The sequence below is a fragment of the Streptomyces sp. NPDC034043 genome (assembly GCF_055575675.1).
The window spans coordinates 76481-101672 of the sequence record NZ_JBVISF010000001.1; the positions used below are offsets into that span (position 1 = coordinate 76481).

Here is a 25192-nt window from a genome sequence, read left to right on the forward strand (position 1 = left end):
CTTCACGGATCCGAGGGGGTGCCTCACATGCCCTTCCCCGTCGGAACCCCCACCGTCACCCTGGTCGGCACCGTCCCGTCCGCGGTCGCAGGCACTCCCTTCAAGGGCCGGCTGGTCTGCAAGCCGTCCGCCTACCTCGTGGACTCCACGCGGAACGCCGTCTACCCCGGCGGCGGCTCGGTCGCCATCGACAGCGACGGCACCTTCTCCGTCGTCCTGCTGCCCTGCGACGCATCCGGCATCGAGCCGGCCGGGTGGCGCTGGTACCTCGATCTGCAGCCCACGGGCGGCACGCGAGTCGCCTTCTACGCCAACATCGTCGGCACGGGCACGGTGCAATTCGACGACCTCGTACCCGTCCCGGCACCCAACGGCGGGCCGATCGGCGGCAGCACGGTCACATCGGTCAACGGGGAGAGCGGTGCCGTCGTCCTCTCCGCCGCAGACGTCGGCGCGGACCCGGCCGGGACGGCCTCGACCGCCGTAGCAGCGCACGCCGCGGCAACGGACCCGCACGGCGACCGCGCGGCAGCAGCGGCTGCCCTGGCAGCCCACGAGGCCGACACCACGGCCGTGCACGGGATCGCGGACACCGCGCTGCTCGAGACCCAGGCCGGCGCGCAGAGCAAGGCGACAGCCGCACAGAACGCGGCCACCACAGCCGCGGCATCGGCCCTGTCCGCCCACGAAGCCGACACAACTGCGGTACACGGCATAGCCGACACCAGCGCCCTCGAGACGGCCAGCGGTGCCACAGCGAAAGTGACCGCACACAAGGACGCCCTCGACCCCCACGGCGACCGGGCCTGGGCCGACAGCAAGTTCGCCACCCAGGTCGCGCTGTCGTCGCTCGATGGATTCGTCAACGACGCCCTCACGCGGGTTTCCGCCATCGAGGGCGGCACTGCCTGGCTGAGCGGCCTCCAGGTCGCCGGCAACGCCATCATCAGCGGCGGCGACCTGACCGTCAGCGACTTCGCCAAGGGGTATCGCTTCCGCCGCGGGGGCTCCGCCCTCGACTTCGAAGCCACCGGCGCCGACATGATCCTGTCGAATTGGTCGGGCACGGGGTTCAACGGGACTCAGCACAGCTTCCTTCGATTCGCCTCCAACGCCCTCGCCTCACAGTTCGCGGGCCAGGTCGAGTTCGTGGACGCCCTCTACGGCACGACACGGCACACGCTGGACGGGACCGCCAACAAGGTCGGCCTCTATGGCGCCACGCCGGTCACCCGGCAGACCGTCACCGGAACTCAGTCCGACGGGGCCGCGCTTGCCAGTCTCCTGTCCGCGCTCGCCACCGTCGGCCTGATCACCAACAGCTCCACCGTCGGGCAATACGGGCCCAGGCCCAGCGACCAAGGGCTGATCACCTGGACGGGAGACCCCAACGACGCTGGGCACGTCACCGCCCAGTCCTCAGGCGGCGTGGCCGGCCGCATCACGCTGGTCCGCATTCCGATCCGCGAGCAGATCACCTGGTCCAGCATCTGGCTGGGTCTCTCCGGGATCGACGCCGGGGCCAGCCTCTCCAACTGCTACCTCGGCGTCTACAACGCGGCCGGCGCCCTGATGGGAGCGACGGCCGACATTTCGTCGTCACTGATGACCAGCGCGATCGCCAAGCCCCTCGCGCTGGTCACCCCGTTCGCGGCACCGGCCGGCTTCTACTACATCGCGATGCTGCTCAACGGGACCTGGACGACGAACTCGCTGCACTTCAAGGCCACGGGTGCCGGCATCTCCGTCAACGCTGGGCTCACAGCGCCGAACCTGCGGTACAGCAACATGCTCACCGGCCAGACGAGCTTGCCGTCGTCGCTGACTCTGGCCTCGCAGTCCACCAGCATCATCAACACCGGCTGGGGCAGCCAGTGGTACGGCGTCTCCTGACCGTTGGTCTGCTGCTCGGACTCGTCGGATGCGTGCCCACCGAGGCGATGCCATGCCCGACGCCACCGGAGACAGCGAGGCCCACCGTCAGGATCATGCCGCTCGGCGACTCCATCACCGAAGGGGTCGGCAGTTCCACCGGCGGCGGATACCGGCGGCCTCTTGAGCTGCGGCTTCAGCAGGCCGGGATTCACTTCGACTTCGTTGGGAGTCGGCGAAGTGGACTGCTCACGGATCCTGACCATGAGGGCCACAGCGGATACCTGATCGACCAGGTGAGGGGCGACATCGACGGGTGGCTCAAGGCCGCCCAGCCTGACGTTGTACTAGTCCACCTCGGGATCAACGACCTGGACCGCGGGGACCAGGGACAGGCGGCCGACAAACTGCTGGACCTGGTCGACCGCATTGAAGCCGACAGGCCTGGCGTCACCATCCTTGTCCAAGGGCTGATCCCAACAACGGGCAGTCTGGAGTCGCAGGTGAGGACGTTCAACGATGTCGTCCGGGCCGCAGCTGGCGGCGGCTTCATCTGGGTGGAAACACCAGCCCTTGCCTCGAGCGAGATGGCTGATCGGCTCCACCCCAACGACCAGGGCTATGAGCGGATGAGCCAGACCTTCGCCCGCACGCTCAGCCGGACTGCGGCCGGCAGTGATCCCCGTCAGGAGTCGAGAGGCGGAAGCCCATGCGGATCCAGATCACAGACGGAGACCGCCAGGTCGGGATCCATGCCAGGCTCACAACACTGACGCGAGGTATCAAGGCCGCACGCTCCCTCCTCGACGCCCTACCCCGGCCCATCACGGAGCCCCACCCCACCCCTGATGACCCCACCCCCCGGGACAGCCCACCCCCTACTGATGGTTTCGGGTTCTCCCTTGACGGGGTGGCTCTCAGCTCGGACACAGAACGGCCCTACCCCGAAACCCAGCCCGAGCTTCAGCATCCGCAACCCTCCGAGCCAGAGGATCGGCGATGAGCGGAGGATGGACCGACAGCAACAGACGTGCCGAGCTGCCGTCCGACTGGTACACGGACGTCCGGCCGGCCGTGCTCAAGCGTGACGGTCACCGATGCCAGGTCTGCGGCTATCCCGCATCAGACGTCGACCACATCGGGGACAAGCACGACCATCGCCTCACGAACCTGCAAGCCCTGTGCGGCTGGTGCCATCGTAAGAAGACCAGCAGGCAAGGCAACCAGTCACCGAACAGGGCCAAGATCCGGGAGGGTCGCGAACCCGAGTCTCATCCTGGGTTGGCTTGAGGATACGGCTGTGAATCCGGAGGCGAGCGCATGATCAAGGCTGCGAACCGCCCGACCCCGACCCCTGGGCCCCCCTCCCCCCTCCCACCCGCCTGAGGCCCGGGGAGGTGCTGCGGCTGAGGCTGGGTACGGGTCTGGCCTTCCGGGGGCCAACCGGGCACCTAGGCGGCTCTGAGGCGCCCCCTTGCGGGGGCTGTGGTCTGATCCGGTCCCCAGGAACTGGTGCCGCCCTGGGGGCCGCCAGCCGCCTGACCGTGCAAGCTGACTTTGCACATAACCCCAGGTCAGGGCCTGGATTGCCGTTACAGCAAGCGGTATAATGGGTGGATGGAGACGAAGCGCTGCGAGCATCAGCCCTGTCGGGAGCGACTCGGCGCTCGGCATGCCCACAACGCCCGCTTCTGCTCCGGCCGCTGCCGGGTCGCGGCGCATCGCGCCAAGCGAACCTTGCCCGCGGAACTGACCATGCGGGACCGCTGGATTCGCCGCACCGCAACGAAGGTGCCTGTCACCACCAGCGGGGACGCGGCCAGCAGTACGGACCCGCGCACCTGGTCCTCGTACTCCGAGGCCCGCTCCAGCAAGGTCGGCGCCGGCCTCGGCTTCGTCCTCGACGGCGACGGCATTACCTGTGTCGACCTCGACCACTGCCTGACCGGCGGCCAGCTGACCGCCTGGGCAAGCGAGCTCGTGGCGCTGGTACCCGGTTGCTGGATTGAGCGGTCCGTGTCCGGCGACGGGCTGCACATCTGGGGCCGCAGCCAGATGCGGAATGGCCGGCGCATCAAGGTTCCGGGCGGGACGGTCGAGCTGTACCCGTCCGGCCGCTACATCGCGGTCACCGGCGACACCTGGGGCGACACGCCCCGTCGACTTGGTGATCTGGCCCCTCTGATCAACACCTTGCTGTAGCCGCCCGACACGGGCGCGCTGCGGCGTACCCGACACGGGAGGCAAGAGCATGGCACGTCTTCAGATTCTGGAGCTACCCGAGGGCACGGAGGATGCGCGCGCCCCGTTCGTTCTGGTCGTCGACCAGTGCATGCCGCAGCGCGTCGTGCTGGGATCGGGGCAAGGCACCCTGGTGGACTACTGGCAGGCCTTGGCGGACCGGATCGGCGCCAGGGGCGTTGTCGTCACTCCGGATACGGTCGAGATCCCGGCGAATGAGGTGTCCATCGGTCCGGACGGCTATCCCGTTCGCCTGCGGGTCGAGGCCGACCTCACTGGGTTCCGCCAGCAGGTCGCGACTGCCGCGACCCTTCAAGGGCACTTGTTCGAGGACGCCGACATACCGACCCAGATGATCTGCTGCGTTCGCTGCGGACTTTCCAAGACCGCTTGGGTATTGCACGGCTCACCCTGCCCCGGTGTCCAAGGAGGGGTGGCTGTCTGATGGCTGGAGTAGGCCCCGCACCCAAGGACCCGAGCAAGCGGGCCCGCCGGAACAAGGACCCCCACGCACAAACGATCCTCCGCTTCGAGCGCGCGGACGCGCCCGACCTGCCGGACTTCCGGATCAACGCCGGCGACGACGGGCTGGTCGAGTTCGTCTGGCCAGAGCGGACTCGCGAGTGGTGGGCGACGTGGCAGGCCTCGCCGCAGGCCGAGCACTTCTCCAGCACCGACTGGGAGGAGCTTCTGACCACGGCCTTGGTTCACGCCAAGGTGTGGACGGGAGACCTGTCGGCAGCGGCCGAGCTTCGGCTTCGGGTTGCCAAGTTCGGGGCGACCATGGAAGACCGGGCCCGGCTCCGCATGCAGTTCGCTGCGGCCGACGAGGCGGATTCCAAGCGACCGGAGACTGGCGCCACGGCTCGCGCGCGGTACGGGACGCTGCACGCACTTCCGGCGCCGAAGGGCAAGGCGGTCGGCGATGGATGACGACGCACCGTTCTACGTGATCTGCGCGGGCACTCGTCATGCGGCTGCCCGGTGGGCGGCCCTCCACGGGATCGGCGACGACGAGTTCACCTTTGCTGGCAGGCCCTGCGACGTCGTCGGCTATCCGGAGTTCATCTCGGTTCGGCTTCCTTGCTTCTACGGCCGCGACGACTGGCCCTTGGTGGACGAGGCGGTACGAGGCAACGACCTTCGGATGGCCGCTCGTGCCGTGGCGGGGACCTGAGTTCGAGGGCGAGCTCCCCACGCTGGGCTACCAGGTCCTGGACTGGATCCTCGAGATGCTGGCGGCTCCGGACCGCCCCGAGTACGAGCCGTTCGTACCAACGAGGGAGCAGGCGGAGTTCATCCTTCGGTTCTACGAACTGCATCCCGCGACAGGCAAGCGCCGCATCAGACGTGGCGTTCTCTCTCGGCCTCGCGGGTGGGGCAAGTCGCCCTTGCTGGCTGCCATCGCATGCGCGGAGGCGCTTGGCCCGGTCGTCCCGGGGGGCTGGGATGCGGCCGGGGAGCCGGTTGGTATCTCCTGGGATCGGATCCGCACGCCGCTCGTGCAGGTGGCTGCCGTTTCTGAGGATCAGACACAGAACACGTGGGCGCCGCTACTCGAAATGCTCCGGCTGGGTCCGGTGATCGACGAGTACCCCGGGTTGGAACCCTTGGATACCTTCGTCAACCTGCCCCGCGGGAAGATCGACCAGGTCACCAGCTCAGCCACCAGCCGCAAGGGCAACAAGGCCCTGTTCGCCGTGCTTGACCAGACAGAGGAGTGGACGGCGAGCAACGGCGGGAAGCGTCTGGCCCAGGTCATGCGATCGAACGCCGCGAAGATCGGCGGCACCACCCTGGAATCGCCGAACGCCTACATCCCCGGTATGGGGTCCGTCGCCGAAGAGACCGCGGCCTTCGCCAAGGCGATATCGGAGGGGCGGACGAAGGAGGACGGCCTGCTATGGGATCACCGCGAGGCCCCGCCGGAGACCGATCCGACGGAGCGCGAGTCCCTGGTGGCCGGCCTGCGGTACGCCTACGGCGACAGTTCGGACCATGAGGAAGGGTGTGTCCTCCACACTCCGCCGTGCGCGCCGGGCTGGTCTCCGATCGATCGCCTTGTCGGTGACTTCTGGGACATGTCGAATGACCCGCAGGTGATGCGGTCGGACTTCCTGAACCAGATCACGCACGCGACGGACAGCTGGCTGTCTCAGCCCGAGTGGGCGGCATGCTCGGACGCGGCGCGGGTGGTGGCCGACGGCGAGGCGGTGACGCTGGGCTTCGATGGCTCCCGGGCCCGAGCCCGCGGTGTCACGGACGCGACGGCGTTGATCGGGTGCCGGGTGTCTGACGGTCATGTCTTCCAGCTGGGCGTGTGGGAGCAGCCTGAGGGGCCAGCGGGCGAGGGCTGGCGGGTGCCGGTTCTCGAGGTGCTGGCCACGGTGGAGGAGGCCTTCAATCGCTACCGGGTTGTTGGCTTCTACGCCGACCCCGCCAAGTGGGAAGGGCACGTCGCGGACTGGGAAGCCCGCTGGGGCGCTGGCCTCGGGGTGAAGGCGACCCGTGACCATCCGATCGAGTGGTGGATGACGGGCGGCCGGTCGAACCTGATCGTCCGCGCGCTGGAGAAGTTTCAGTCCGCGGTCGTCGACAAGGAGCTGTCGCATGACGGCTCGAGTGCTCTGACCCGGCATGTACTCAACGCCCGCCGCCGAAAGGGTCGGTCAGGGATCCAGATCATGAAGGCGCATCCGGACTCTGCCCAGAAGATCGACGCCGCAGTGGCGTCGGTGCTCGCTTGGCAGGCCCGCCTTGACGCTGTCGCGAAGGGCCTTGCCGAATCCGAGGAGCCCATGGGGGGCTTCACTTTCTGACCGAAGGGGGTAGAGCCCGTGCTGGACGACACCCCCTACACGTCGGACTGGTGGCTGCTGCGGCTTGGCCGGCGGATGCGGGACCGGCGGTCCGACCTGGACCGCTGGTGGGATTACTAGTTGGGCAACGCGCCTCTGCCGTCCCTCCCGAAGAACGCTGCGGCGGCGTTCCTCGAGTTCCAGAGGAAGTCCCGGACCAACTTCTGCCGCCCGATCGCGGACGCACCGGTCCACCGCATGCAGGTGATCGGCGTGACGGACGCGGAAGGCAATGCCGACGCCGACGCACTGCGCTGGTGGCAGGCGAACCGGCTGGACTCGCGGCAGAAGCAGATCTACCGGACGACGATGTCGCAGGCCCAGGCTTATGTCATCGTCGGCCCGCATCCTTCGCGTCTGGAGCCGGATGACGCGACCCCTGCCCCGCTGATTACTGCGGAGCATCCGCGGCAGGTCATCGTCGAGATGGACCCGGCCACGGGTGAACGGGCCGCGGCGCTGAAGGCCTGGTGGGATGACGTCGAGCGGGTGGGGCGGGCGACCGTCTACCTCCCTGGCGGGTTGCAGAGGTACGTCACCCCAGGCAAGACGGGCGAGCGGCTGGGCTGGGGGCGTGAGTCCTGGGTGCCGGATGGGGAGTTCCAGGAGCATGACCTCGGGGCCGTCCCGGTTGTCCCGTTCCAGTGCCGACCGGACCTGATGGAGGATCCTCAGCCGGAGTTTGCAGGCGTCCTGGACATTCAGGATCGAATCAACCTGGGTGTCCTTAACCGGATGACGGCAGCCCGCTACTCGGCCTTCCGGCAGAAGTTCATCACAGGGCACAAGTTCCGGAAGCGCGTGGATCCGGCGACCGGTCTGGAGATCGTCGAGCAGCCGTTCGTGCCTTCACCGTCGGCGATCTGGGCGAGCGAGGGAGAGAACGCCAAGTTCGGTCAGCTCGATGCGACAGACCTGTCGGGCTTCCTGAAGGAGCACGAGTCGGACGTCCGCGACATGCTTGTCCTCAGCCACACCCCCGCCTACTACTTCGCCTCGCAGCTGGTCAACATCTCCGCCGACACCGTCAACGCCCTGGACGTCAACCACCTGGCCAAGGTGGCGGAGCATATGGCGGCACTGGGTGAGGCGTGGGAGGAAGTGCTGCAGCTTGCCGCCCGGCAGGCGGGCGTGGACCGGGACTACACCATGTCCGAGGTCCGCTGGGCTGACCCGCGCCGGCTGAATCCTTCGGTGATCGCGGACGCGGCAACGAAGAAGCACAGCATCGGCTACCCGCTGGCTATCCTCGCTGAGGAGATGGGCGAGTCCCCGCAGCGGGTCCGCCGCATCACCTCTGAGGCTGCGGGCGCCGCCTTGCTGGCCGCCGTGCCCGCTAACCCGCCGGTGGCGTCATGAGCGAGGCCACACAGGCTGCTCTCGACGCTCGGTACGCGTCGATCACGGTCAGCCTCCGGCAGCGGCTCATAGCCCTGGTCATGCAGGCATTCGGCGCGACGGGCAGGTATCGGGACGCCGATGCCGACCTCTTCCTGGAGCGGATCCTCCCGGCCGTGTTGGGGGCCCAGCAACAGATGGGAGCCCTCACGGACGCCTACCTCTCGCAGATGGTCGCCGACATGTACGGCGGCAGCCCGATGGCGCAAGGCATCAGCCTGCCGGAGGCTCTGCGGGGCGTCCCGCCCGAGGAGGTCTACCGCCGGCCCTTCGCCTCCGTGTGGAATGCGCTGTCGGACGGCAAGTCCCTCGCCGACGCGGTCCGGCAGGGGCAGACCCGACTGACGTCCATCACTGGCACCGATCTGCAGCTGGCTAGGACTGAGGCGACACGCCAGGCCCTGAGCCGTGACGGCCGAGTCCAGTTCTACCGCCGGGTGCTGCGGGGGTCCTTCAACTGCGCTATGTGCACCATCGCGTCGACGCAGCGGTACCGCAAGCAGAAGCTCATGCCGATCCATCCGGGCTGTGACTGCGGGACGCGTCCGCTGGCTCCTGGCGAGGACCGCTCTCAGGTCATTGACGAGCAGCTCCTCGAGGCCGCGCATGCCGCTGTCGCGAAGGGCACCGGCGAATCTGACCGCGGGGGTCGTCTGCCCGACTACCGCGACGTAATCATCGACCGGCAGCACGGCGAGCTCGGCACTCTCATGGCCGTCCGCCGCCACGACTTCACCGGCCCCGCGAGCATTCCGGACCGGTGACCCGCGCAGCCGACACGGCCGCGCCCTTCAAAACCAACCCGACACGGGAGTACTACGCATGCCCACTCGCACCCTCACCCGGACACGCGCCACAAACATCTCTACCGCCTGGGCACACCCCTACCGGCCGGGCCTCTTCTCGCCGTACTTCCACGCCGACGGCGGGGATCCTGCCGCCGTCAAGACCGACGCCGAGGACGGAGAGTCCGACACGGACGATTCCGGCTCGACGCAAGCCGAGGCCGAGCCCGACCACAAGGCGGAAGCTGAGAAGTACAAGGCGCTGATGCGCAAGCACGAGCAGCGGGCGAAGGAGAACGCCACCGCGGCCAAGGAGCTCGCCGAGCTCCGGAAGCAGACGATGTCCGATCAGGAACGCGCCGTCGAGGAAGCATCTGCAAAGGCGCGCGCCGAGGAGCGAGTCCGTCTGGCCGGCAAGCTGGCCCGTCAGGGATTCCTCGCGGCGGCGGCGGGACGGATCCCGAATGCCGCCGACGTCGCCGACGACCTGAACCTCGGCAAGTACGTCGGCGAGGACGGGGAGATCGACGAGTCCGGCCTGGCCTCGCTCGTTGAGCGCCTGGCTCCGCCGAAGCCGGAGAAGAAGCCGGACCCGGAGCCGGCGGAGAAGCCGAAGGGGCGCGGCTTCGACCAGGGGGCCCGTGGCACCGGCGCCTCAGGCAAGGGCAGCTCTGTCGCCACGGGCCGCGACATGTGGGCACAGCGAAAGCAGACATCCACCATCTGACCTCCCAAGGAACGGGACCATGAACCTGAATCCGACTACGGAGTCGTTCGGGCAGGATGACCAGTCTTGGCTGGCGTCCGCGCACGGCACGAGCTCCGCGCGATCCATCACGCTCGACACCTCCACCTTCACGGCCGGCACCCACTACCCTGCCGGCCACTTCCTGTCTGGGATTCCTCTCGGGAAGATCACCGCGACGGGTAAGTACGGCCCGTACAGCAATGCCGCGTCGGACGGGACCGAGGTCCTCGCAGGCTTCCTGTTCACCGCCGTGGACGCGCCGTCGGTGAACACGATCGACCCGCAGGGCGCGATGCTCTGGCACGGGGCCGTGATCGAGGCCAAGCTGCCCGTCGCGGTCGACAGCGCCGGCAAGGCTGATGTCGCCGGCTACATCAAGTTCCTCTGAGAGGGGTGACAAACCATGCTGATCAACACTGACTACGTCGCCCCGGCCGAGCTCACCGGGTACGTGCGTGCGGCCCTGGCGGACATGCAGATGAACCGCTTCCAGTTGGCCCGGTTCCTGCCGAACCGCACGATCGACGACCTCCAGTACCGGTTCGACCGCGGTGGCGCGGAGGGCCTGACCGAAGCGGCAACGTTCCGCAGCTACGACACCGAGTCTCCGGTCGGATCCCGGCCGGGGATCACGCGGGTCACGGGCGAACTGCCGCCCGTCTCCCGCAAGATCCGCCTCGGCGAGTATGACCGGCTGCGTCAGCGCCGCCTGACGGCCCGCGTCCGCTCGACGATCCTGACCGACGCCGAGCGGATGACCCGCGCGGTCGCCGCCCGCATCGAGATGGCCCGCGGCGAGGCCCTCTACAAGGGCAAGATCGACCTTGCGGAGAACGGCGTCATCGCCAGCGTCGACTTCGGTCGGTCCGGCAGCCACACTGTCAACGCGGGCACCGCATGGACCGACGTGGCGAACGCCAAGCCTCTGACGGACCTGATCGCCTGGTCCGAGGTGTACAAGGCGTCCAACGGCGTCGCCCCCGGCGTGGTCCTGATGTCCTCAGCGGTACTCGGCCTGGTCATCCGCAACGCGGAAGTCCGGGCGCTGGCCGCGACGGTCGTCGGCACCCCGAACATCGTCCCGCAGGCCGTCCTCCAGGGCATCTTCCAGGCCCACGGCCTGCCCCCCTTCGAGGTCTACGACGCCCAGGTTCGCGTCGGTGGGGTAAGCCAGTACGTCATCCCGCGCGACAAGGTGCTCCTCCTCCCGGCGCCGGGCGACCCGAACGACCCGGACTCCTCGGAGCTGGGCGCCACCCTGTGGGGCACCACGGCCGAGTCCCTCGAGCCCGAGTTCAGCCTCGAGGACGGCGAGGAACCGGGCATCGTCGCCGGCGCCTACAGCACGAAGGACCCGGTCGCGGTCTGGACGAAGGCGGCGGCTGTCAGCCTGCCGATCCTCGCCAACCCCGACATGTCCTTCGCCGCCGACATCGGCACGATCTCGTGACCCGCCGGGTGAACTGCCGCGTCTACGTCACCTCGAAGGACGGGGCGGAGCAGGCCTGGCTGGCACCCGGTGACTCCGTGCCTGCCTGGGCGACCGTCGACTCCCGGCTCATCGATGGCGGCGACGAAATCCACTCCTCTTCGCAGGGGCAGCCTGTTTCTGTGCCGACCGGGGAGCCGCCCCGGTCCGGCAAGGGATCGGGGCTCGCGGCCTGGCAGGAATATGCCGCGTCGATCGGTGTCGACTACGACTCCGAGATGAGCCGGGACGACATCATCGCCGCCATCGACTCCTCCCGAAAGGAGGGGTAACCCGTGGCGACCTACGCGACGGTCGCCGACTACGAGGCCCGGGCGGCTGTGACCCTGGTTGAGCCACAGTTCAGCCAGGTCGAGGCGCTGCTCGAGGACATCGCCGCCCTCATCCGAACCAGCGTCCCTGCCGGGATGGTGCCGGATGAGGGGGTCGCGCGGGCGGTCAGTGTCGCTGTCGCCCGCCGGGCCATGGCCAACCCGGGCGGCTACCGCCAGCGCACGGTCGGCCAGTACTCGGAAACCCTCGGGGAAGCCGGCGGCCTGTACCTGACAGAGGCGGAACTGGCGGCCCTCAGCGCCAATCCGAACGGCAGCAGTGGCGACGCCGCCTACACCGTCGGACTCCGAGACGAGGGCCTTCCGGGCTGGATCCCGGATCCGTCTGCCTGCTACTGGCGACCCTGGTAGGAGGCTGCGTGGTCTTCCATCAGACCGTCACCCGCGTTCGCGCGGGGACCCGACTGGACCGCGGCGGGAACACTGTCGCGGACTGGTCGCCTGAGAAGGTCACCCGGCTGACCGTGGGCCGGCTCAGTGTCCAGCCCACCACCCAGGCCGAGGTGACGGCACCCGAGCGGACCGCCGCCATCACCGGATGGCAGGTCATCAGCGAACCAGGAACCGACGCGGACATCCGCTTTGACGACCGCATCGAATGGGACGGCATGACCCTGGAGATCGTCGGCGAGGTAGCCCGCTACCTGGACTTTCTTCACGCCTCCACTCATCACATCGAGTTCGTCATGCGCAGGAAGATCGGCTGAGGAGGGCGCATGCTTACCGACTTCAGGGTCAGCCGGGCCGGGATCCAAGAACTGCTGAGGTCTCAGCCTGTACGGGAGCTCGTCGACGCGAAGGCCCAGGAGGTAGCGGCCAACGTCACGGCTCTCGTGCCATCTGGTACCGAGGTCAAGGTCGAGCCGTACACCACGGACCGCGCCGCTGCAGCCGTCCTCATCAAGGATGTCCGGGCCATGGCCTGGCAGGCGAAGCGCGGCACCCTCACCCGAGCCGCGTCTGCCGCGGGCCTTGAAGTCAGGGCCTGGCAGCGATGAAGCCGCTGGTGGTCTTCTCTGACGTCCAGGCAGCCGGCGCGACGGCCCTCCGGGCTGCACTGGCGGCCCGGTCCGAGCCATACGCGGCGGCAGTCGAGGTCGGAACCCGGGTTCCCGGAGACCGCAGCCCCGACACCCCTCACCTGCCCTACGTCCTGGTGCGCAAGGACGGAGACATCCCTCACCCGTCTATGGCCAACGCCCGCTGCACGCTGCGGGTGACCGTCTGGCACCAGGACGCCGACCAAGCTCACGACCTGGCCATGTTGTGCCAGGGTCTGCTGCTGATGCACTCCGGGCCGGTCATTCGAGGCGTCCGCCCCGGGACGGGGCCACTTCCGGCTACCGACCCGGACAGTGGGGTCGACCTTTCGACTCTGACTGTCCTGGCCAACATCAGGCCAACGGTCATACCCAGCACGTAAGGATTCGTGGACAGCCTGGGCTGCGATACGACGATCGACCTACGCGAATCCGGCGTACTGGGCCGTTCTGCTCTCTCAGCGGCCACGGCTCTGTAGAAAGTGCCTCCGCCTCCGTCCGCGAGGACGTTGCGCTGCAACATCTCGAAAGGTATCCGCGCGGTCGCCTGATGCCGATCCGCTCATCGAAGCCCCTGCCAGCCGGCGGGGGCTTCGGCATTCCCCAAAGGAGACACCGATATGGGCGGCTCGCCCCTGAATGCGAACCTCTGGACCGAGGCCGACGTCTACATCTCCACCAACCTCTCCGCGCCCCTTCCCGCCGACGCGGACACGCCGTTCGGCGTGGACTGGCAGCTTGTGGGCCTCCTCGACGGCGACGAGGGTTTCCCCGAAAGCAGGGACGAGGACACCGACGACAAGTACGCGTGGGGAGGCATGCTGGTCAGGACGTCACGCAACCACTTCAAGCTGACGAAGAGCTTCACGGCGCTCGAAGACAACGACACGACGTACTCCCTGCTGTGGCCCGGCTCGTCTGCCACTCAGATCAAGATTCCCCGGCCGGCCAAGGTCCTCGTCGGCTTCGAGGTCCGCGAGGGCGAGAAGACGCGGCGGCTCATCACAGCTCAGCATGCCGAGGTCACCTTGGATGGCGACCACGGCGAGAACGAAACAGACCTGGAGTCGTCGACCTTCGTCGCCACAATCTTCCCCACCTCGGGCGGCGTCCTCTTCGTTCGTCAGACCACGCCGGTCCTGGCGAGCATCTCGGTCACCCCGGCCACGCTGACCATCGCCGACGGGGAGATCGGCGCCCTCACCGCGACCGCCACCTACTCCGACGCCTCCACTGCCGACGTCACAGCGCTGGCAACGTGGACGTCCTCGGTGCCAGCCGACGCGATCGTCAGCGCGGGCTTCGTCACCGGCGTCGACCCCGGCGCGTCGACCGTCACGGCGACCTACCTCGGCCAGAGCGACACCTGCGCTGTCACGGTTACCGCCTGATCGCCGGGGTGCGGGAGTTCTGTCGCGGTTCGACCGCGCCCCGGTGCAGTACCTGAACCGCGAGCAAGGAGAACCGCGACGTGCCCGTGAGCTACACCGAACAGCAGATCCACGATCAGGCCGTCCATCTAGGCCTCATCTGCGCTTCCCAGGAACTGCCCCGGAACCTGCGCAGCCAGGTGCTTGCCACCCTCGTTGAGGCCGACCGCCAACAGGCTGGCACTCCGGGCGACGAGGCTGAACCCCGGCTGGCCAACGAGATCGCCATCCAGCCGGGCGGCTCCATCAGCATCGACGGCGCCCCCTTCCCTTGGGTCGTTGCCGCCGAGGCAATGGACATTCACCTGGCCCCTGAGCCCAACGGCCTGAACACCGTTCGCCTGACGCTGCTGGCCAGCAACGTGTTGGTCATCCGTCCAGAACCGCGACCCGAAAGCGAGTAGCAATGACAGCCCGAACCGCGACCAAGGTCCATGCCGACGACCAGCCGTTCGACTTCAACCTGGACGCAGTGCAGGCCGAGGTCGATCTGGCCCCCTTCCGCGTGCACTTTGCGGGGCACCGGTACGCCTTCGCTCACCTCCAGAGCCTGGACGTTTGGGACCTCGTGGAGATCGCCGAGAGCGGCGACACGGGGGCAACGCTCGGAGTCCTGAAGGCCGCCCTCGGCGACGGCTTCGCCGAGTTCCGGAAGAACCCCCTCCCGCAATACAAGCTGAAGCAGCTCTTCGAGGCCTACCAGAAGCACTGCGGACTCCTGCCGGGGGAATCGGACGCCTCCGAGAGCTGATCCGGAGGCATCCCCGCGCCCTGGAAGCCGATCTGCGGGCCGAGTACGGAGTCCGGCTGCGTCATCTGCACACCGGGGACATGACCTACCGGGAGCTCGCTGCCTACGTGCAGGGCCTGTCTCCGCACGCGCGCACTCGGACGGCACTCCGGGATGGCCGCCAGGAGCCCAATGGCGAAGAAATCCTCCTCGCCGACCTCTTCGACATGGTGCAGCGACTGAACTGGACTCTTGAGGCCGTCAACGCTGAGAAGAAGCCTCCTAAGCCTCCGAAGCCCTATGCGCGCTGGTGGCTGGCCCCAAAGGGCGACAAGAGCAGGGGTAAGAGCCAGCGTCTCGCCCGTTTGGAAGACGCCCGCCTAAGGGCGGCCGAACGTAAACGGCAGATCGAGCAGGGCGCCATCGCCTGACACTGCGAGGGGGTTCCGTGCCGAACGTTGGCTATGCCGCGATCCAGATCATTCCTTCCGTCCGTGGGATCTCCGACGAACTGCGTCGGCAGCTCGGCGGACCCGCAGCCGAGGCGGGAGACCGGGCTGGCAGTGAGTCAGGAGGCCGATTCGCCGACCGGTTCAAGGCGGCCCTGGCGGTCGGTGGAGCGGCAGCCGGCGCGGTCCTCGCCGCGGCGACCATCAGCGCCATCGAGAAAGAGAAGCTGGCGGACCGCCTGTCCGCACAGCTGGGCCTTTCCGGGAAAGGCGCGGAGAAAGCCGGCAAGCTTGCGGGGACTCTGTACTCGAAGGCGGTTGTCGGCTCCTTCGAAGAGGGCGCTGCCGCCGTCCGCGCGGTCATGGGCTCTGGGCTGATCCCGGAGAAGGCCACTTCTGAGGCCATCGAGTCCATCACGACGAAGGTCTCCGACCTGGCGACAACATTCGACCAGGACCTCGGCGGGGCCGCCAACGCGGCCGCACAGATGATCCGCACGGGTCTCGCCAAGGATGCCCCACAGGCCCTTGACCTGCTCACCAAGGGCCTGCAGTCCGGCACCGACAAGGCCGGCGACTTCCTGGACACGATCAACGAGTACGGCACCCAGTTCCGCAAGGCCGGCCTGGATGGCGCGTCAGCGATCGGGCTCCTCAATCAGGCCATCGCGGCTGGCGCGCGTGACAGCGACATTGCCGCGGACGCCATCAAGGAGTTCAGCATCCGGGCAATCGACGGGTCTAAGACCAGCACTGAAGGCTTCAAGCTTCTTGGTCTGTCCGCTGACGACATGGCCGCAAAGTTCGCGGCGGGCGGAAGCTCCGCAACCGGCGTCCTGGACCTGACCCTGGAGCGGCTGCGCGGCGTGAAGGACCCGGTCGTGCAGGGTGCCGCCGCAGTCGCGCTTTTCGGTACGCAGGCTGAGGACTTGGGTGCCGCCTTGCTGGCGATGGATCCGTCGACGGCCGCTGCCGGTCTCGGGCAGGTAGAAGGAGCAGCCAGGGCGGTAGGAGACACGATTCGCGACAACACGGCCACCCAGCTTGACGTGCTGTCGCGCCAGCTTATGAGTGGTGTTGGCGTGGTCGTCGACACGCTGATTCTCCCGGCTCTGCTCGGCTTGATCTCGGTGCTTCGCCGTGTCGATGACGTGGTGTCCGCGGTCATCGGCTGGTTCCGCGAGTGGGGTGCTTGGCTGCTGCCGGTGATCGTCCTCGTCGGCGGGCTGACGCTGGCTCTGAATGCGCAGGCTATCGCTACCGGGGCTGTGACTCTGGTCTTCTCGGCATACCGGGCGGCGATCCTGATAGGGACCGCGGTCACTACGGGGTTCGCCAGCGCGCAGGCTCTGCTCAATGCGGTCATGGCGCTCAACCCGATCACGCTGATCGTAATCGCGCTGCTCGCTTTGGGCACCGCTCTGGTGGTCGCGTACCAGAAGTCGGAGACCTTCCGCGCCATCGTTCAGGCGGCGTGGGAGGGTATCAAGACTGTGGCGTTGTGGGTTTGGGAAACCATCCTAAAGCCACTATTCGCAGGCTTCATGATTGGCCTGCGCGCCATTGCGGACGCTGCGACCTGGCTCTGGGGCGTGCTCCAGCCGGTGTTCTCGTTCATTGGGGCGGCAGCCCGGATTCTGGCGACGATCATCCTTACCATCCTGATCACGCCGATCGTCTTCGCGGTCAAGATTCTCGGCGCGATCTTCGGCTGGCTATGGGACACCGTCCTCAAGCCCATCTGGAATCTCATCGCCATCGGGGCCATGTGGCTGTGGAACAACGGCATCAAGCCCAGCTTCGATCTCATCATGGCCCAGGTCAGGAACGTGGCGGCCCTCTTCATGTGGCTGTGGAACAACATCCTCAAGCCGGTATGGAATTACATCGCGGGCCTGATCGCGGAGAAGTGGCAGCAGATCAAGTTCATCTTCGACGTCGTCGTCGCCTACGTGAAAAACGTCCTGGCTCCGATGTTCATGAGGTTCTGGAACGACACGATCAAGCCCGCATGGGAGGGGATCAAGGGCGTCATAGCGAACGCCTGGAACAACGGCATCAAGCCCATCTTCGACCTGCTCGGCAGAGGCGTGGACAGGGTCAAGGACTCCTTCAACAACGGCATCAGCGGCATCGGGCAAATCTGGGACCGGCTCCGCGAAATCACTCGTAAACCCGTCCAGTTCGTGATCGATACCGTATACAACAACGGAATCCGCAAGGTCTGGAACACCATTGCCGAGTTCACCGGTGCCGGAAAGCTTGGCGCCATGACATTCGCGACGGGTGGCGCCGTATTCGGTGCTGGCACCGCGACATCAGACTCGATTCCCGCCCTGCTCTCCAACGGTGAGCACGTCTGGACCGCGAGAGAGGTGCAGGGAGCGGGAGGGCATGGCGCTGTGGAGGCCCTGCGGGCCCGCGCGGCCCGGAGCGGCTCCGCCTACGCCAAGGGCGGGGCCGTCGGCAGCATTCCCCGATACGCCGAGGGAGGCGTCGTCGACTGGCTGTCCGGCACCGCCAAGAAGATCGGCGGTGCCATTATGTCCGGCATCGATTTCCTCTCCAGCCCGGGGAAGGCCTGGGACACGGCCACCAAGTTCCTGCGGGACCAGATCAACTCGGGCCTCTCGGGATCGCAGTGGGCGCAGGCCCTGTCGCAGTTTCCGATCAAGATGCTGCAGAGCCTGAAGAACAAGGTCATCTCGGCAGCCGAGGGCCTGACTGGTGGGCCCGCCTCGGGGAACGTCGCGGCCGCCATGGGATTCGCCCGGTCGCAGGCAGGCAAGCCCTACCAGTGGGGCGGCGCCGGCAATCCCAGCTGGGACTGCTCCGGCTTCATGTCCGGCATCCAGAAGGTCATCGAAGGCCGGTCCCCGCTCGGCCGCCTGTGGTCGACGTTCTCCTTCCAGGGGAACACGGCTCCGGCCGGCTGGCACAGGAACCTCCGCAGCCCATTCATGATCGGCATCACGAACGATGGCGTTGGCCACACCGCGGGCACCATCGGCGGGATGAACGTCGAAAGCCGCGGTGGTGACGGCGTTGTCGTCGGCGCGCGTGCGCGAGGGTACAACTCGGCCCTGTTCCACGACCGGTATGGATTCGCGCCCGCCCTCAGGAAATATGACGAGGGGGGATGGCTGCAGCCGGGCCTGACCCTCGCCCACAATGCGACGGGGAAGCCCGAGCCAATCCTCACCAGCGGCCAGTGGAATGCGCTCAGCCGCAGCTCCGGCGGACTCGCTCCCGGCGACCAGCTCACCCTCGTCGTCGAGGGGGCAGCCTTCCATGCCTACATCGACGACCGGGCAGATGGGCGTGTCACCGCCGGCGCCCGTCAGCTGCTGGAGACCGTGCGCCCCGGACGGAAGGGGTAGATGTGGCAATCCCCGGGAACCTCCTGTCCGCCGTTACCGAGTCAGTCGACCCCAACACGTCAGGTTGGGTGGCCAAGAACAACTGCACCATTTCCAAAGGGACCGGAGGCCGCAACGGCGACGGAACCCTTCGCCTGTACAGCCTGACCGTCGGCGAAATGTCAGCCCGCACTGCGGCGTCCTACCCAGTGACAGCGGGCCAGGAGTACCAGGCGTTCGCCGACGGATCAGGCTCCTCGATCCCTGAGCGGATCGGGATCCGCTGGATGACGGCAGGCGGCAGCGAGGTCAGCATCACCTGGTCACTGACCACCGCTGCCGCCTCCGCCACCTGGCACCGCATCTCCGTCGCAGGTATCGCCCCCGCGACAGCAGCCTCGGCGCAGGTGGTCGTCGCCGTGACCGCCACCGGTACCGGCATCGTCAACCACTTCGAAAACTTCTATCTCGGCCTTCCCATGCGGACGACCGGCAATCTGCTGTCCTTCGACGCCGAAACCCTTGAGTCCGCCACCCTGCGGTGGGTTGCCGAAACAAACTGCACGATCGCTCGTTCCGTGCCGGTCGTGTCCTGGCCTGTCGATTTCTATCTGGCCGGCGGCCACGTGCTGGCCCTGACCGTCACTGCGAACGGCAACGCCTCCGCGAAGGTGACGGAGACTCCCGTAGCGACGCCGGGAACCGAATACATCGGCTACTGCTACCTGAACCCGCCCACAAGCGGCTCAACCGTCTGGGTCGAGCTCCGCTTCTACAACGCGGCAAACAGCTTGCTGTCCGCCACGCGCTCCAACCTGGCAGCACCAGGCACCAGCTACTATCAGCAGCGCGTCTCGGCGATTGCCCCGGCGGCCACTTCCTACGCCACGCTCGCTGTCGGCATCACCTCCGGTACGGCTGCCCAGGTCATGCGGGTCGACGGAGCGGTCATCGCGACGGCGCCCGTCATCCGGCAGGGCTCCGTCGTGCCCTATGCCGACGCCTCCTTCGAGAAGGACGCCGCGGGCTGGACGGTCCCGAGCGGCGTGGCGACCCTTGCGCGCTCCACACCATGGGGCGCCTACTTCATGGACGGCGCCTATGCGCTGACCGTCTCTTCCGCGACGGCCACTGCCAGCGTCCTGCGCAGTGCCAAGTTCCCCGTCGGTGCCGCCGACGGCCTGTCCTTTCGCCTGCAGCTAGCGGAGAACGTCACCGCAGGCGGCTGGACCATCAGCCGTGGTGTCCGCTGGTACGACGCGGCCAACGCCGACCTCGGCCTCACGGCCGGCGGCACGACTGCCGTCCCCACCCCCAACTGGTGGTTCCTCAGCAACGACTTCACGGCCCCCGCAGGCGCCACCCAGGCGGCTATCGAGCTGACTCTGACGGCCACAGCCGCGTCGTCAGTCATCCGCATCGACCAGGTCGCCCTCTGGGAGGCGCTGCCGCTCACCGAGGTCAGCGCCGACAGTGAAACGGCGAGCATCACCCTCACCTTGCGGGAGCTGGACGTCGGCTATCTGCTGACCGTGTGGCGAGTGCTGGCAGGAGGCTCGAGGACGCTCGTGCGGGGGCCGAACGGGCTCATCAGCCAAGACCTCATCACCTCCGACCAGGTGGTGATCGAGGATTACGAGGCACCTCTCGACACCCCGGTCACCTACTACATCCAGACGGTCGCGTCAGTCGGCGCTGCCGTGGCGTCCCGAAGCTCTGAAGCCGCCGTCATCGCTTCAGGGGATCCGAATTACGCCTGGCTGAAGGACCCGGGGTCACCTCAGCGGAATCGCAAGGTCATGATGGCGCGGGCTCCCAGCTGGCAGCGCCCTGTCCAGGTGGCCGCCCATCGAGTGCGAGGCCGGCGCAACGCCGTCACGTTCTCCGACGTCCGGGGCGGCCTCGAGGGGGAGCTCGCCTTCCATACGGAGACCGACGAGGAGCGGATCGCTCTCCACCTGCTCCTGGACAGTGGCGTAGTCCTCTTCTGGCAGGCCGCACCCGGTCATGGCGTCGACGACATGTACGTCAGTATCGGTGCGGTCACAGAGGACCGGGGTGGTGGCCGATCGGATGACGCCTGGCGGACATGGACTCTGCCGGTCACCCAGACCGACATGCCGACCACCGTGGGCGTCGCGGGGTCCGCCGGCCGCACCTGGCAGGACATCCTGAGCGAGAACGCGACCTGGGCCGACGTGCTGGCCCGGTACGGCACGTGGGAAGAAGTACTGCTCGACCAGTGAGGGGGCGCGATGTATCCAGTGTCCGAACGGTTCCTCGCGTCCCTCGCCGAGTCCCATGTCGTCGTCACCAAGGTGGTTCTCTTTCGGGCCGACGGAGGCACCGAAACACTCGATCACATCGGGGGAAGCGTCTCCGTCGACCTCAAGTCTGCGGCCAGACGCACCTGCTCCGTCACCCTGGCCGATCCGGCCTTGATCCCCAGGACTGCGCAGGACAAGGTGGCCACCTATGGCGCCCGTCTGCGGATTCTGCGCGGCATCCGGTACAACGATGGCGCGGAGGAGCTGGTCCCGCTGGGAATCTTCAGGGTGGACGGGGTGAGCGGCGATGTCGACGAGGGCCCCGTCACCCTGTCCGGCAAGAGCCTCGAGGTGATCGTCTCCGACGACAAATTCACCGCCCCCTACCGCGCGAGCGGCACTGCGGTAGGAGCGATCACTTCCTTGATCCACCGCTCGCTGCCGGACGCCGAAATCAGCTCCTCCGGGGCTACCGATGCCACGATCGGCGCCCGGACTTGGGACGTTGAGGCTGACCCGTGGGCGGCGGTGCTCGAGCTGGGGGCCGCGATCGGCGCCGAGGTGTTCGTCGACCCCGAGGGCGTCTTCACGATCGCCGAACTTCCGGAACTGCTATCCGCCTCACCCGTGTGGACTGTGGCCGCCGGAGAGGGCGGCACCTATGTGAAAGCCGACCGGGGCATGACCCTCGACGGCATCTACAACGGTGTCCTCGCCCGTGGCGAGAATACCGAGGGAGGGGTCGCGCCCGTGTCTTCGCTGGTCGTGGACTCAGATCCCGGCAGCCCGACGTACTGGGATGGCCCCCTCGGGCACCGGCCGACCTTCGTCACCTCACCCGCCCTGATCACAACCTTGCAGTGCACGCAGGCCGCCACACTCAAGCTGCGGTCCGCTACTGCGGCCAACGCGACGGGGGACGTCACCTGCCTGCCTAATGCGGCCCTGGCTCCCGGCGACGTACTGCGTGTGCGATATCCCGACGGGACGTCCGAACTGCATCAGGTCGCCGCTTTCGATGTCCCTCTGAGTGTCGATGGCCTGTGCACGCTCCGCACCATCTCGGCGAAGGAAGACTCGTGAGCAGTGCCAGCGCCAGCGCTGGCGGCAATGTCCAGCGCATTTGGGCCGACGTTGCCGATGCCCTCCAGGGGCAAGTCCAGCACGCCAGCGACCAGAGTCCCGCCATCCGGGGCGCCGATTGGCGCCTGGCGGTAGTCAGCACCGTCGGATCCACCGGAACCGTCACCACCACCGACGGAATCATCGCCCGCCGTGCGGCCGACTATCTCTCCCCGGCGGTCGGCGACACGATCGTCGTCACCGTATCCGGATCCGGGAACTGGCTCGCTCTGGGGAAGACCGCCCCCACCAGCACAGCCGGTACCTGGCAGGCACTCTCGTACAACGGCTCGTGGGCGGCCTGGGGCGACCCCTACGGAGCACCCGCCTACCGGATCAACAACGACGGGACCGTCTCGCTTTCGGGGCTGGCCAGGGCGCCCGCGTCCACGACCAGCACCTCCACGATCGCGACCCTGCCTGCAGCGGCCCGCCCACCGGTCTTGGTGCGCTGCACCTGCATGATCTCGACCGGCAACGCTTCCCCCCTCGAGATCACGACCGGCGGCCTGCTGCAGATCACCGACTTCAACGGCACCGCCGTCTGGGCGGCGCTCGAGGGCATCAGCTACCGCATCACCTAGGAGAGGGGGGCCGGTGCCCACCACCGACGCCTTCGGTCAAGGCATTCAGATCTCGTCCCTCACGGACCCGCCGAATGCCGCCCTCATGGCCCAGAACCTGGCTGCCGTCGTACCCCAGACCGTCATGCGGTTCGCCTCGGCTGCCGCCAGGAACGCCGCCTTGACCAGCCCCGTCGCGGGCATGACTGCCTGGGTGACGGCCGAAGGTCTCCTGACCGTCTACAACGGCAGCGCCTGGGTCGGCGTGGCAACCACGGTGAAGCCGATGTTCATCGGCAAGCAGACCATCACGCAGTCTGTGGGCAACACCCTCTGGGCACCCTTGTCGATGGACAGCGAGATACTCGACACCCATGGGGGGCACTCAACCATCACGAACAACACCCGGTACACCTGCCAGGTCGCCGGCTGGTACGACGTGCGTGGCCGAGCTGCCTTCGCCAACAACAGCGTCGGCGCCCGCGGCGCCCGGATCCACCTGAACGGCAGCTTCATCCAGGGTGCCGCGAACCTCTGCTCCCCCGGCAACCTCGCCGGCGTCGTCGAGGTCAATCACATTCTGTACCTCGGAGTAGGGGACTACGTCGAGGTCGCGGGCGGACAGAACAGCGGCAGCAGCCTCTCGACCGCGTACAGCGGCGAAGCCGGATCCATGCTGTACGTCACCTACCTGGCCGCCTAGCCGCCAGCCCCCCGCCCTTCCACCGCCCCGAGCCGTCCCGGCCGGGGCTTTCGCATGCCTGGAGGCCTCATGGCCAAGACCGGCCCACAGAAGTACCCCGACGCCTCGCTCTCCTACTGGTGGCAAACCGCCTACCCGGGCAATGCGATGGAATCCAACGTCGGCGTGCTGCACACCACCGAGGGCAGGACACTCCCCGACTACCGCGGCGGGCGCGATGCTCCCAACTTCACCGCACTCCCGGACATCCCGAACCGCAAGATCAAGTGGTATCAGCACTTCGACTTCGACACCTCCAGCCGCGCCCTCATGAACCTTTCGGGGGGCGTGGAGACCAACACCGCCAACGCCGTGCAGATCGAGCTCGTCGGCACCTGCGACGAACGGAACGCCGTCACCTGGGACGGCAAGCGCGCCGGCGTCGACTACATCTTCTGGCCCGACGCCCCCGACTGGCTCCTCGCCGAACTCGCCAAGTTCGTCCGATGGGCCCACGACAACCACGGCATCCGCCTCGCCTCAACCGTGACCTGGAAGGCCTACAACAAGGGCCAGGTCGGCGGCTCCTACGGCGCCAACGGGGTCCGCCTGTCCGGCGCCCAGTGGCAGGCCTATTACGGCTGGCTCGGGCACCAGCACGTCCCAGAGAACGACCACGGCGACCCCGGAAACATCAACTTCACGCGCATCCTAGCCCTGGCCGGCGGCGACGCGGCCCAACCTACCCCTGAGGAGAACGGCGTGGCTCTCACCCAGGAACGCTCCGACAGCTGGAACTCCATGATCTGGGGCCTCAAGAACACCACCGAGGCCACCCTCGCCCGCCTGATGGCCGTCGAGACGCTCGTGAAGCTGCTCGCCGCCGACCGGGACCTCGACGAGGCGGCCATAGCGACGGCCGTTGAGAACGCTGTCGCCAAGGCACTCCGCGAGAACACCGTCGCCGTCGATGTCACCGTCCAGAACTCCAGCACCGCGAAGGGCTGACCATGATCTTCAAGAGAGAACCGGCGCTCTGGCTCGGCCTCGTCGCCATCGCCGTCAAGCTGCTCGCGGCCTTCGGGATGGACGTCTCAGCCGAGCAGCAGGCCGTCATCAACGCCGTCGCGTCTGCCCTCGTCGGCGTCATCCTTGCCGTCATGGCTGGCGATGCGATCGGCGCCGCCGTCCTCGGCTTCGCCCAGGCTGCTCTCGCCCTCGCCGTCGGTTTCGGCCTCGACTGGTCCGCCGAGCAGCAGGCAGTGGTCCTCGCCGCCGCAGCTGCGGTCGTCGCCATGTGGGACCGCACGCAGATCACCGCTCCGGTGCCGGCTATCGCCGCCCGCCGCCCACTCTCGGGCGTGTAGGTGGAGTGCCGGGCTGTCCGGCGGGCCCAACGTCTGCTGGGCCGCCGCGGCCGCTTCCTTCTCATCCTCGGCACCGGCAAGACCTGCTGGGGTGCGGGCATGATCGTGGACCCTCCGCAGACCACAGGCCTCGGCCTCCTGACCCGCATCGCCCCGCTCCACTGCTGGGCGTGGCTGTGGGTCATAGCCGGGATCGTCACCATGGTCTCGGCCTTCCTCCGTGTCGGCCGGGATCGCTTTGGATTCGTCGCTGCACTGGTGCCGCCGTCAGTGTGGGCGATCGCATACCTCGCTGCTGTCATGTCGGGCGAGTTCTCCCGCGGCGCCTACGTCGCCGTCTGGTACCTGACCTCCCACGTGGGGGTGATCATGTGGGCCGCGACGGTGCCCGAGCACTCCGTGCCCAAAGCTCCTCGCGCCCGGAGAGCAGAGGACGGATGAGTGTTTGGGCAGCAGTGGT

General features: G+C 67.6%; 29 protein-coding genes. All 29 read left to right on the forward strand.

Annotated features, from left to right (window positions below):
* Positions 1 to 27: 27 nt before the first annotated feature.
* The 29 genes from ACZ51S_RS00595 (at position 28) to ACZ51S_RS00735 (ending at position 25173) form a co-directional block, all read left to right on the forward strand.
* Positions 28 to 1893 (forward strand): hypothetical protein, encoded by a 1866-nt coding sequence (locus ACZ51S_RS00595; protein WP_468959070.1) that lies wholly within the window; start codon positions 28 to 30, stop codon positions 1891 to 1893.
* A gap of 95 nt (positions 1894 to 1988) precedes the next feature.
* On the forward strand, positions 1989 to 2645 hold the full coding sequence (locus ACZ51S_RS00600) for an SGNH/GDSL hydrolase family protein (protein ID WP_468959072.1): 657 nt from the start codon (positions 1989 to 1991) through the stop codon (positions 2643 to 2645).
* 226 nt (positions 2646 to 2871) lie between these two features.
* Entirely contained in the window at positions 2872 to 3162 is a 291-nt protein-coding gene (locus ACZ51S_RS00605) for an HNH endonuclease (protein WP_468959074.1), read from the forward strand.
* Positions 3163 to 3489: 327 nt separating this feature from the next.
* The gene (locus ACZ51S_RS00610; RefSeq protein WP_468959076.1) at positions 3490 to 4074 is read left to right on the forward strand and encodes a DNA primase; all 585 of its coding nucleotides are present in this window, start codon (positions 3490 to 3492) and stop codon (positions 4072 to 4074) included.
* A 49-nt stretch (positions 4075 to 4123) separates the two neighbouring features.
* Entirely contained in the window at positions 4124 to 4558 is a 435-nt protein-coding gene (locus ACZ51S_RS00615) for a hypothetical protein (protein WP_468959079.1), read from the forward strand.
* The gene (locus tag ACZ51S_RS00620; RefSeq protein WP_468959082.1) at positions 4558 to 5046 is read left to right on the forward strand and encodes a phage terminase small subunit; all 489 of its coding nucleotides are present in this window, start codon (positions 4558 to 4560) and stop codon (positions 5044 to 5046) included. Before ACZ51S_RS00615 ends, ACZ51S_RS00620 begins: the two co-directional genes overlap by 1 nt.
* Positions 5039 to 5290, forward strand: coding sequence for a hypothetical protein (locus ACZ51S_RS00625; protein ID WP_468959085.1), 252 nt, complete (start codon positions 5039 to 5041; stop codon positions 5288 to 5290). The genes ACZ51S_RS00620 and ACZ51S_RS00625 overlap by 8 nt, the downstream gene beginning before the upstream one ends.
* The gene (locus ACZ51S_RS00630) at positions 5271 to 6932 is read left to right on the forward strand and encodes a terminase (RefSeq protein ID WP_468959087.1); all 1662 of its coding nucleotides are present in this window, start codon (positions 5271 to 5273) and stop codon (positions 6930 to 6932) included. The genes ACZ51S_RS00625 and ACZ51S_RS00630 overlap by 20 nt, the downstream gene beginning before the upstream one ends.
* A gap of 120 nt (positions 6933 to 7052) precedes the next feature.
* Entirely contained in the window at positions 7053 to 8330 is a 1278-nt protein-coding gene (locus tag ACZ51S_RS00635; protein ID WP_468959090.1) for a phage portal protein, read from the forward strand.
* On the forward strand, positions 8327 to 9133 hold the full coding sequence (locus ACZ51S_RS00640) for a hypothetical protein (protein ID WP_468959092.1): 807 nt from the start codon (positions 8327 to 8329) through the stop codon (positions 9131 to 9133). Before ACZ51S_RS00635 ends, ACZ51S_RS00640 begins: the two co-directional genes overlap by 4 nt.
* 58 nt (positions 9134 to 9191) lie before the next feature.
* On the forward strand, positions 9192 to 9881 hold the full coding sequence (locus tag ACZ51S_RS00645) for a hypothetical protein (RefSeq protein ID WP_468959095.1): 690 nt from the start codon (positions 9192 to 9194) through the stop codon (positions 9879 to 9881).
* A gap of 19 nt (positions 9882 to 9900) precedes the next feature.
* Positions 9901 to 10290 (forward strand): head decoration protein, encoded by a 390-nt coding sequence (locus tag ACZ51S_RS00650; RefSeq protein ID WP_468959097.1) that lies wholly within the window; start codon positions 9901 to 9903, stop codon positions 10288 to 10290.
* Between the two features lie 15 nt (positions 10291 to 10305).
* Positions 10306 to 11352 carry a major capsid protein gene (locus ACZ51S_RS00655; protein WP_468959100.1) on the forward strand — a complete coding sequence of 349 codons (1047 nt, stop codon included), beginning with the start codon at positions 10306 to 10308 and terminating at the stop codon, positions 11350 to 11352.
* Positions 11349 to 11663 carry a hypothetical protein gene (locus tag ACZ51S_RS00660; RefSeq protein ID WP_468959102.1) on the forward strand — a complete coding sequence of 105 codons (315 nt, stop codon included), beginning with the start codon at positions 11349 to 11351 and terminating at the stop codon, positions 11661 to 11663. Before ACZ51S_RS00655 ends, ACZ51S_RS00660 begins: the two co-directional genes overlap by 4 nt.
* Positions 11664 to 11666: 3 nt before the next feature.
* The gene (locus ACZ51S_RS00665) at positions 11667 to 12074 is read left to right on the forward strand and encodes a hypothetical protein (RefSeq protein ID WP_468959105.1); all 408 of its coding nucleotides are present in this window, start codon (positions 11667 to 11669) and stop codon (positions 12072 to 12074) included.
* An 8-nt stretch (positions 12075 to 12082) separates the two neighbouring features.
* On the forward strand, positions 12083 to 12430 hold the full coding sequence (locus ACZ51S_RS00670) for a hypothetical protein (RefSeq protein WP_468959107.1): 348 nt from the start codon (positions 12083 to 12085) through the stop codon (positions 12428 to 12430).
* Between the two features lie 9 nt (positions 12431 to 12439).
* Positions 12440 to 12721, forward strand: a complete 282-nt coding sequence (locus ACZ51S_RS00675; RefSeq protein WP_468959109.1) for a hypothetical protein — start codon at positions 12440 to 12442, stop codon at positions 12719 to 12721.
* A 662-nt stretch (positions 12722 to 13383) separates the two neighbouring features.
* Positions 13384 to 14154 (forward strand): Ig-like domain-containing protein, encoded by a 771-nt coding sequence (locus tag ACZ51S_RS00680; protein ID WP_468959112.1) that lies wholly within the window; start codon positions 13384 to 13386, stop codon positions 14152 to 14154.
* A gap of 80 nt (positions 14155 to 14234) precedes the next feature.
* Positions 14235 to 14597 carry a hypothetical protein gene (locus ACZ51S_RS00685; RefSeq protein WP_468959115.1) on the forward strand — a complete coding sequence of 121 codons (363 nt, stop codon included), beginning with the start codon at positions 14235 to 14237 and terminating at the stop codon, positions 14595 to 14597.
* Between the two features lie 2 nt (positions 14598 to 14599).
* Positions 14600 to 14944: a hypothetical protein gene (locus ACZ51S_RS00690; protein ID WP_468959118.1), complete on the forward strand. Its 345-nt coding sequence runs from the start codon at positions 14600 to 14602 to the stop codon at positions 14942 to 14944.
* 80 nt (positions 14945 to 15024) lie between these two features.
* Positions 15025 to 15354, forward strand: coding sequence for a hypothetical protein (locus ACZ51S_RS00695; protein WP_468959121.1), 330 nt, complete (start codon positions 15025 to 15027; stop codon positions 15352 to 15354).
* 17 nt (positions 15355 to 15371) lie between these two features.
* On the forward strand, positions 15372 to 18752 hold the full coding sequence (locus tag ACZ51S_RS00700) for a phage tail tape measure protein (protein WP_468959124.1): 3381 nt from the start codon (positions 15372 to 15374) through the stop codon (positions 18750 to 18752).
* 68 nt (positions 18753 to 18820) lie between these two features.
* Positions 18821 to 20977: a hypothetical protein gene (locus ACZ51S_RS00705; RefSeq protein WP_468959127.1), complete on the forward strand. Its 2157-nt coding sequence runs from the start codon at positions 18821 to 18823 to the stop codon at positions 20975 to 20977.
* A gap of 9 nt (positions 20978 to 20986) precedes the next feature.
* On the forward strand, positions 20987 to 22081 hold the full coding sequence (locus ACZ51S_RS00710) for a DUF5047 domain-containing protein (protein ID WP_468959130.1): 1095 nt from the start codon (positions 20987 to 20989) through the stop codon (positions 22079 to 22081).
* Positions 22078 to 22704 (forward strand): hypothetical protein, encoded by a 627-nt coding sequence (locus tag ACZ51S_RS00715; protein WP_468959132.1) that lies wholly within the window; start codon positions 22078 to 22080, stop codon positions 22702 to 22704. Before ACZ51S_RS00710 ends, ACZ51S_RS00715 begins: the two co-directional genes overlap by 4 nt.
* Before the next feature lie 13 nt (positions 22705 to 22717).
* A complete protein-coding gene (locus ACZ51S_RS00720; RefSeq protein WP_468959134.1) occupies positions 22718 to 23386 on the forward strand; it encodes a hypothetical protein in 669 nt (222 codons plus the stop codon).
* 69 nt (positions 23387 to 23455) lie between these two features.
* A complete protein-coding gene (locus tag ACZ51S_RS00725; protein ID WP_468959137.1) occupies positions 23456 to 24373 on the forward strand; it encodes a hypothetical protein in 918 nt (305 codons plus the stop codon).
* 2 nt (positions 24374 to 24375) lie between these two features.
* Complete coding sequence (locus ACZ51S_RS00730; RefSeq protein ID WP_388937278.1) at positions 24376 to 24732, forward strand: hypothetical protein; 357 nt, start codon at positions 24376 to 24378, stop codon at positions 24730 to 24732.
* 99 nt (positions 24733 to 24831) lie between these two features.
* Positions 24832 to 25173: a hypothetical protein gene (locus ACZ51S_RS00735; RefSeq protein ID WP_468959140.1), complete on the forward strand. Its 342-nt coding sequence runs from the start codon at positions 24832 to 24834 to the stop codon at positions 25171 to 25173.
* Positions 25174 to 25192: the final 19 nt, after the last annotated feature.

Bases quoted from the DNA above. Each gene is read 5' to 3' on its own strand.
- ACZ51S_RS00595 (WP_468959070.1), top strand. From the start codon at position 28: ATGCCCTTCCCCGTCGGAACCCCCACCGTCACCCTGGTCGGCACCGTC.
- ACZ51S_RS00600 (WP_468959072.1), top strand. From the start codon at position 1,989: ATGCCGCTCGGCGACTCCATCACCGAAGGGGTCGGCAGTTCCACCGGC.
- ACZ51S_RS00605 (WP_468959074.1), top strand. From the start codon at position 2,872: ATGAGCGGAGGATGGACCGACAGCAACAGACGTGCCGAGCTGCCGTCC.
- ACZ51S_RS00610 (WP_468959076.1), top strand. From the start codon at position 3,490: ATGGAGACGAAGCGCTGCGAGCATCAGCCCTGTCGGGAGCGACTCGGC.
- ACZ51S_RS00615 (WP_468959079.1), top strand. From the start codon at position 4,124: ATGGCACGTCTTCAGATTCTGGAGCTACCCGAGGGCACGGAGGATGCG.
- ACZ51S_RS00620 (WP_468959082.1), top strand. From the start codon at position 4,558: ATGGCTGGAGTAGGCCCCGCACCCAAGGACCCGAGCAAGCGGGCCCGC.
- ACZ51S_RS00625 (WP_468959085.1), top strand. From the start codon at position 5,039: ATGGATGACGACGCACCGTTCTACGTGATCTGCGCGGGCACTCGTCAT.
- ACZ51S_RS00640 (WP_468959092.1), top strand. From the start codon at position 8,327: ATGAGCGAGGCCACACAGGCTGCTCTCGACGCTCGGTACGCGTCGATC.
- ACZ51S_RS00645 (WP_468959095.1), top strand. From the start codon at position 9,192: ATGCCCACTCGCACCCTCACCCGGACACGCGCCACAAACATCTCTACC.
- ACZ51S_RS00650 (WP_468959097.1), top strand. From the start codon at position 9,901: ATGAACCTGAATCCGACTACGGAGTCGTTCGGGCAGGATGACCAGTCT.
- ACZ51S_RS00655 (WP_468959100.1), top strand. From the start codon at position 10,306: ATGCTGATCAACACTGACTACGTCGCCCCGGCCGAGCTCACCGGGTAC.
- ACZ51S_RS00675 (WP_468959109.1), top strand. From the start codon at position 12,440: ATGCTTACCGACTTCAGGGTCAGCCGGGCCGGGATCCAAGAACTGCTG.
- ACZ51S_RS00680 (WP_468959112.1), top strand. From the start codon at position 13,384: ATGGGCGGCTCGCCCCTGAATGCGAACCTCTGGACCGAGGCCGACGTC.
- ACZ51S_RS00690 (WP_468959118.1), top strand. From the start codon at position 14,600: ATGACAGCCCGAACCGCGACCAAGGTCCATGCCGACGACCAGCCGTTC.
- ACZ51S_RS00695 (WP_468959121.1), top strand. From the start codon at position 15,025: ATGACCTACCGGGAGCTCGCTGCCTACGTGCAGGGCCTGTCTCCGCAC.
- ACZ51S_RS00710 (WP_468959130.1), top strand. From the start codon at position 20,987: ATGTATCCAGTGTCCGAACGGTTCCTCGCGTCCCTCGCCGAGTCCCAT.
- ACZ51S_RS00725 (WP_468959137.1), top strand. From the start codon at position 23,456: ATGGCCAAGACCGGCCCACAGAAGTACCCCGACGCCTCGCTCTCCTAC.
- ACZ51S_RS00730 (WP_388937278.1), top strand. From the start codon at position 24,376: ATGATCTTCAAGAGAGAACCGGCGCTCTGGCTCGGCCTCGTCGCCATC.
- ACZ51S_RS00735 (WP_468959140.1), top strand. From the start codon at position 24,832: ATGATCGTGGACCCTCCGCAGACCACAGGCCTCGGCCTCCTGACCCGC.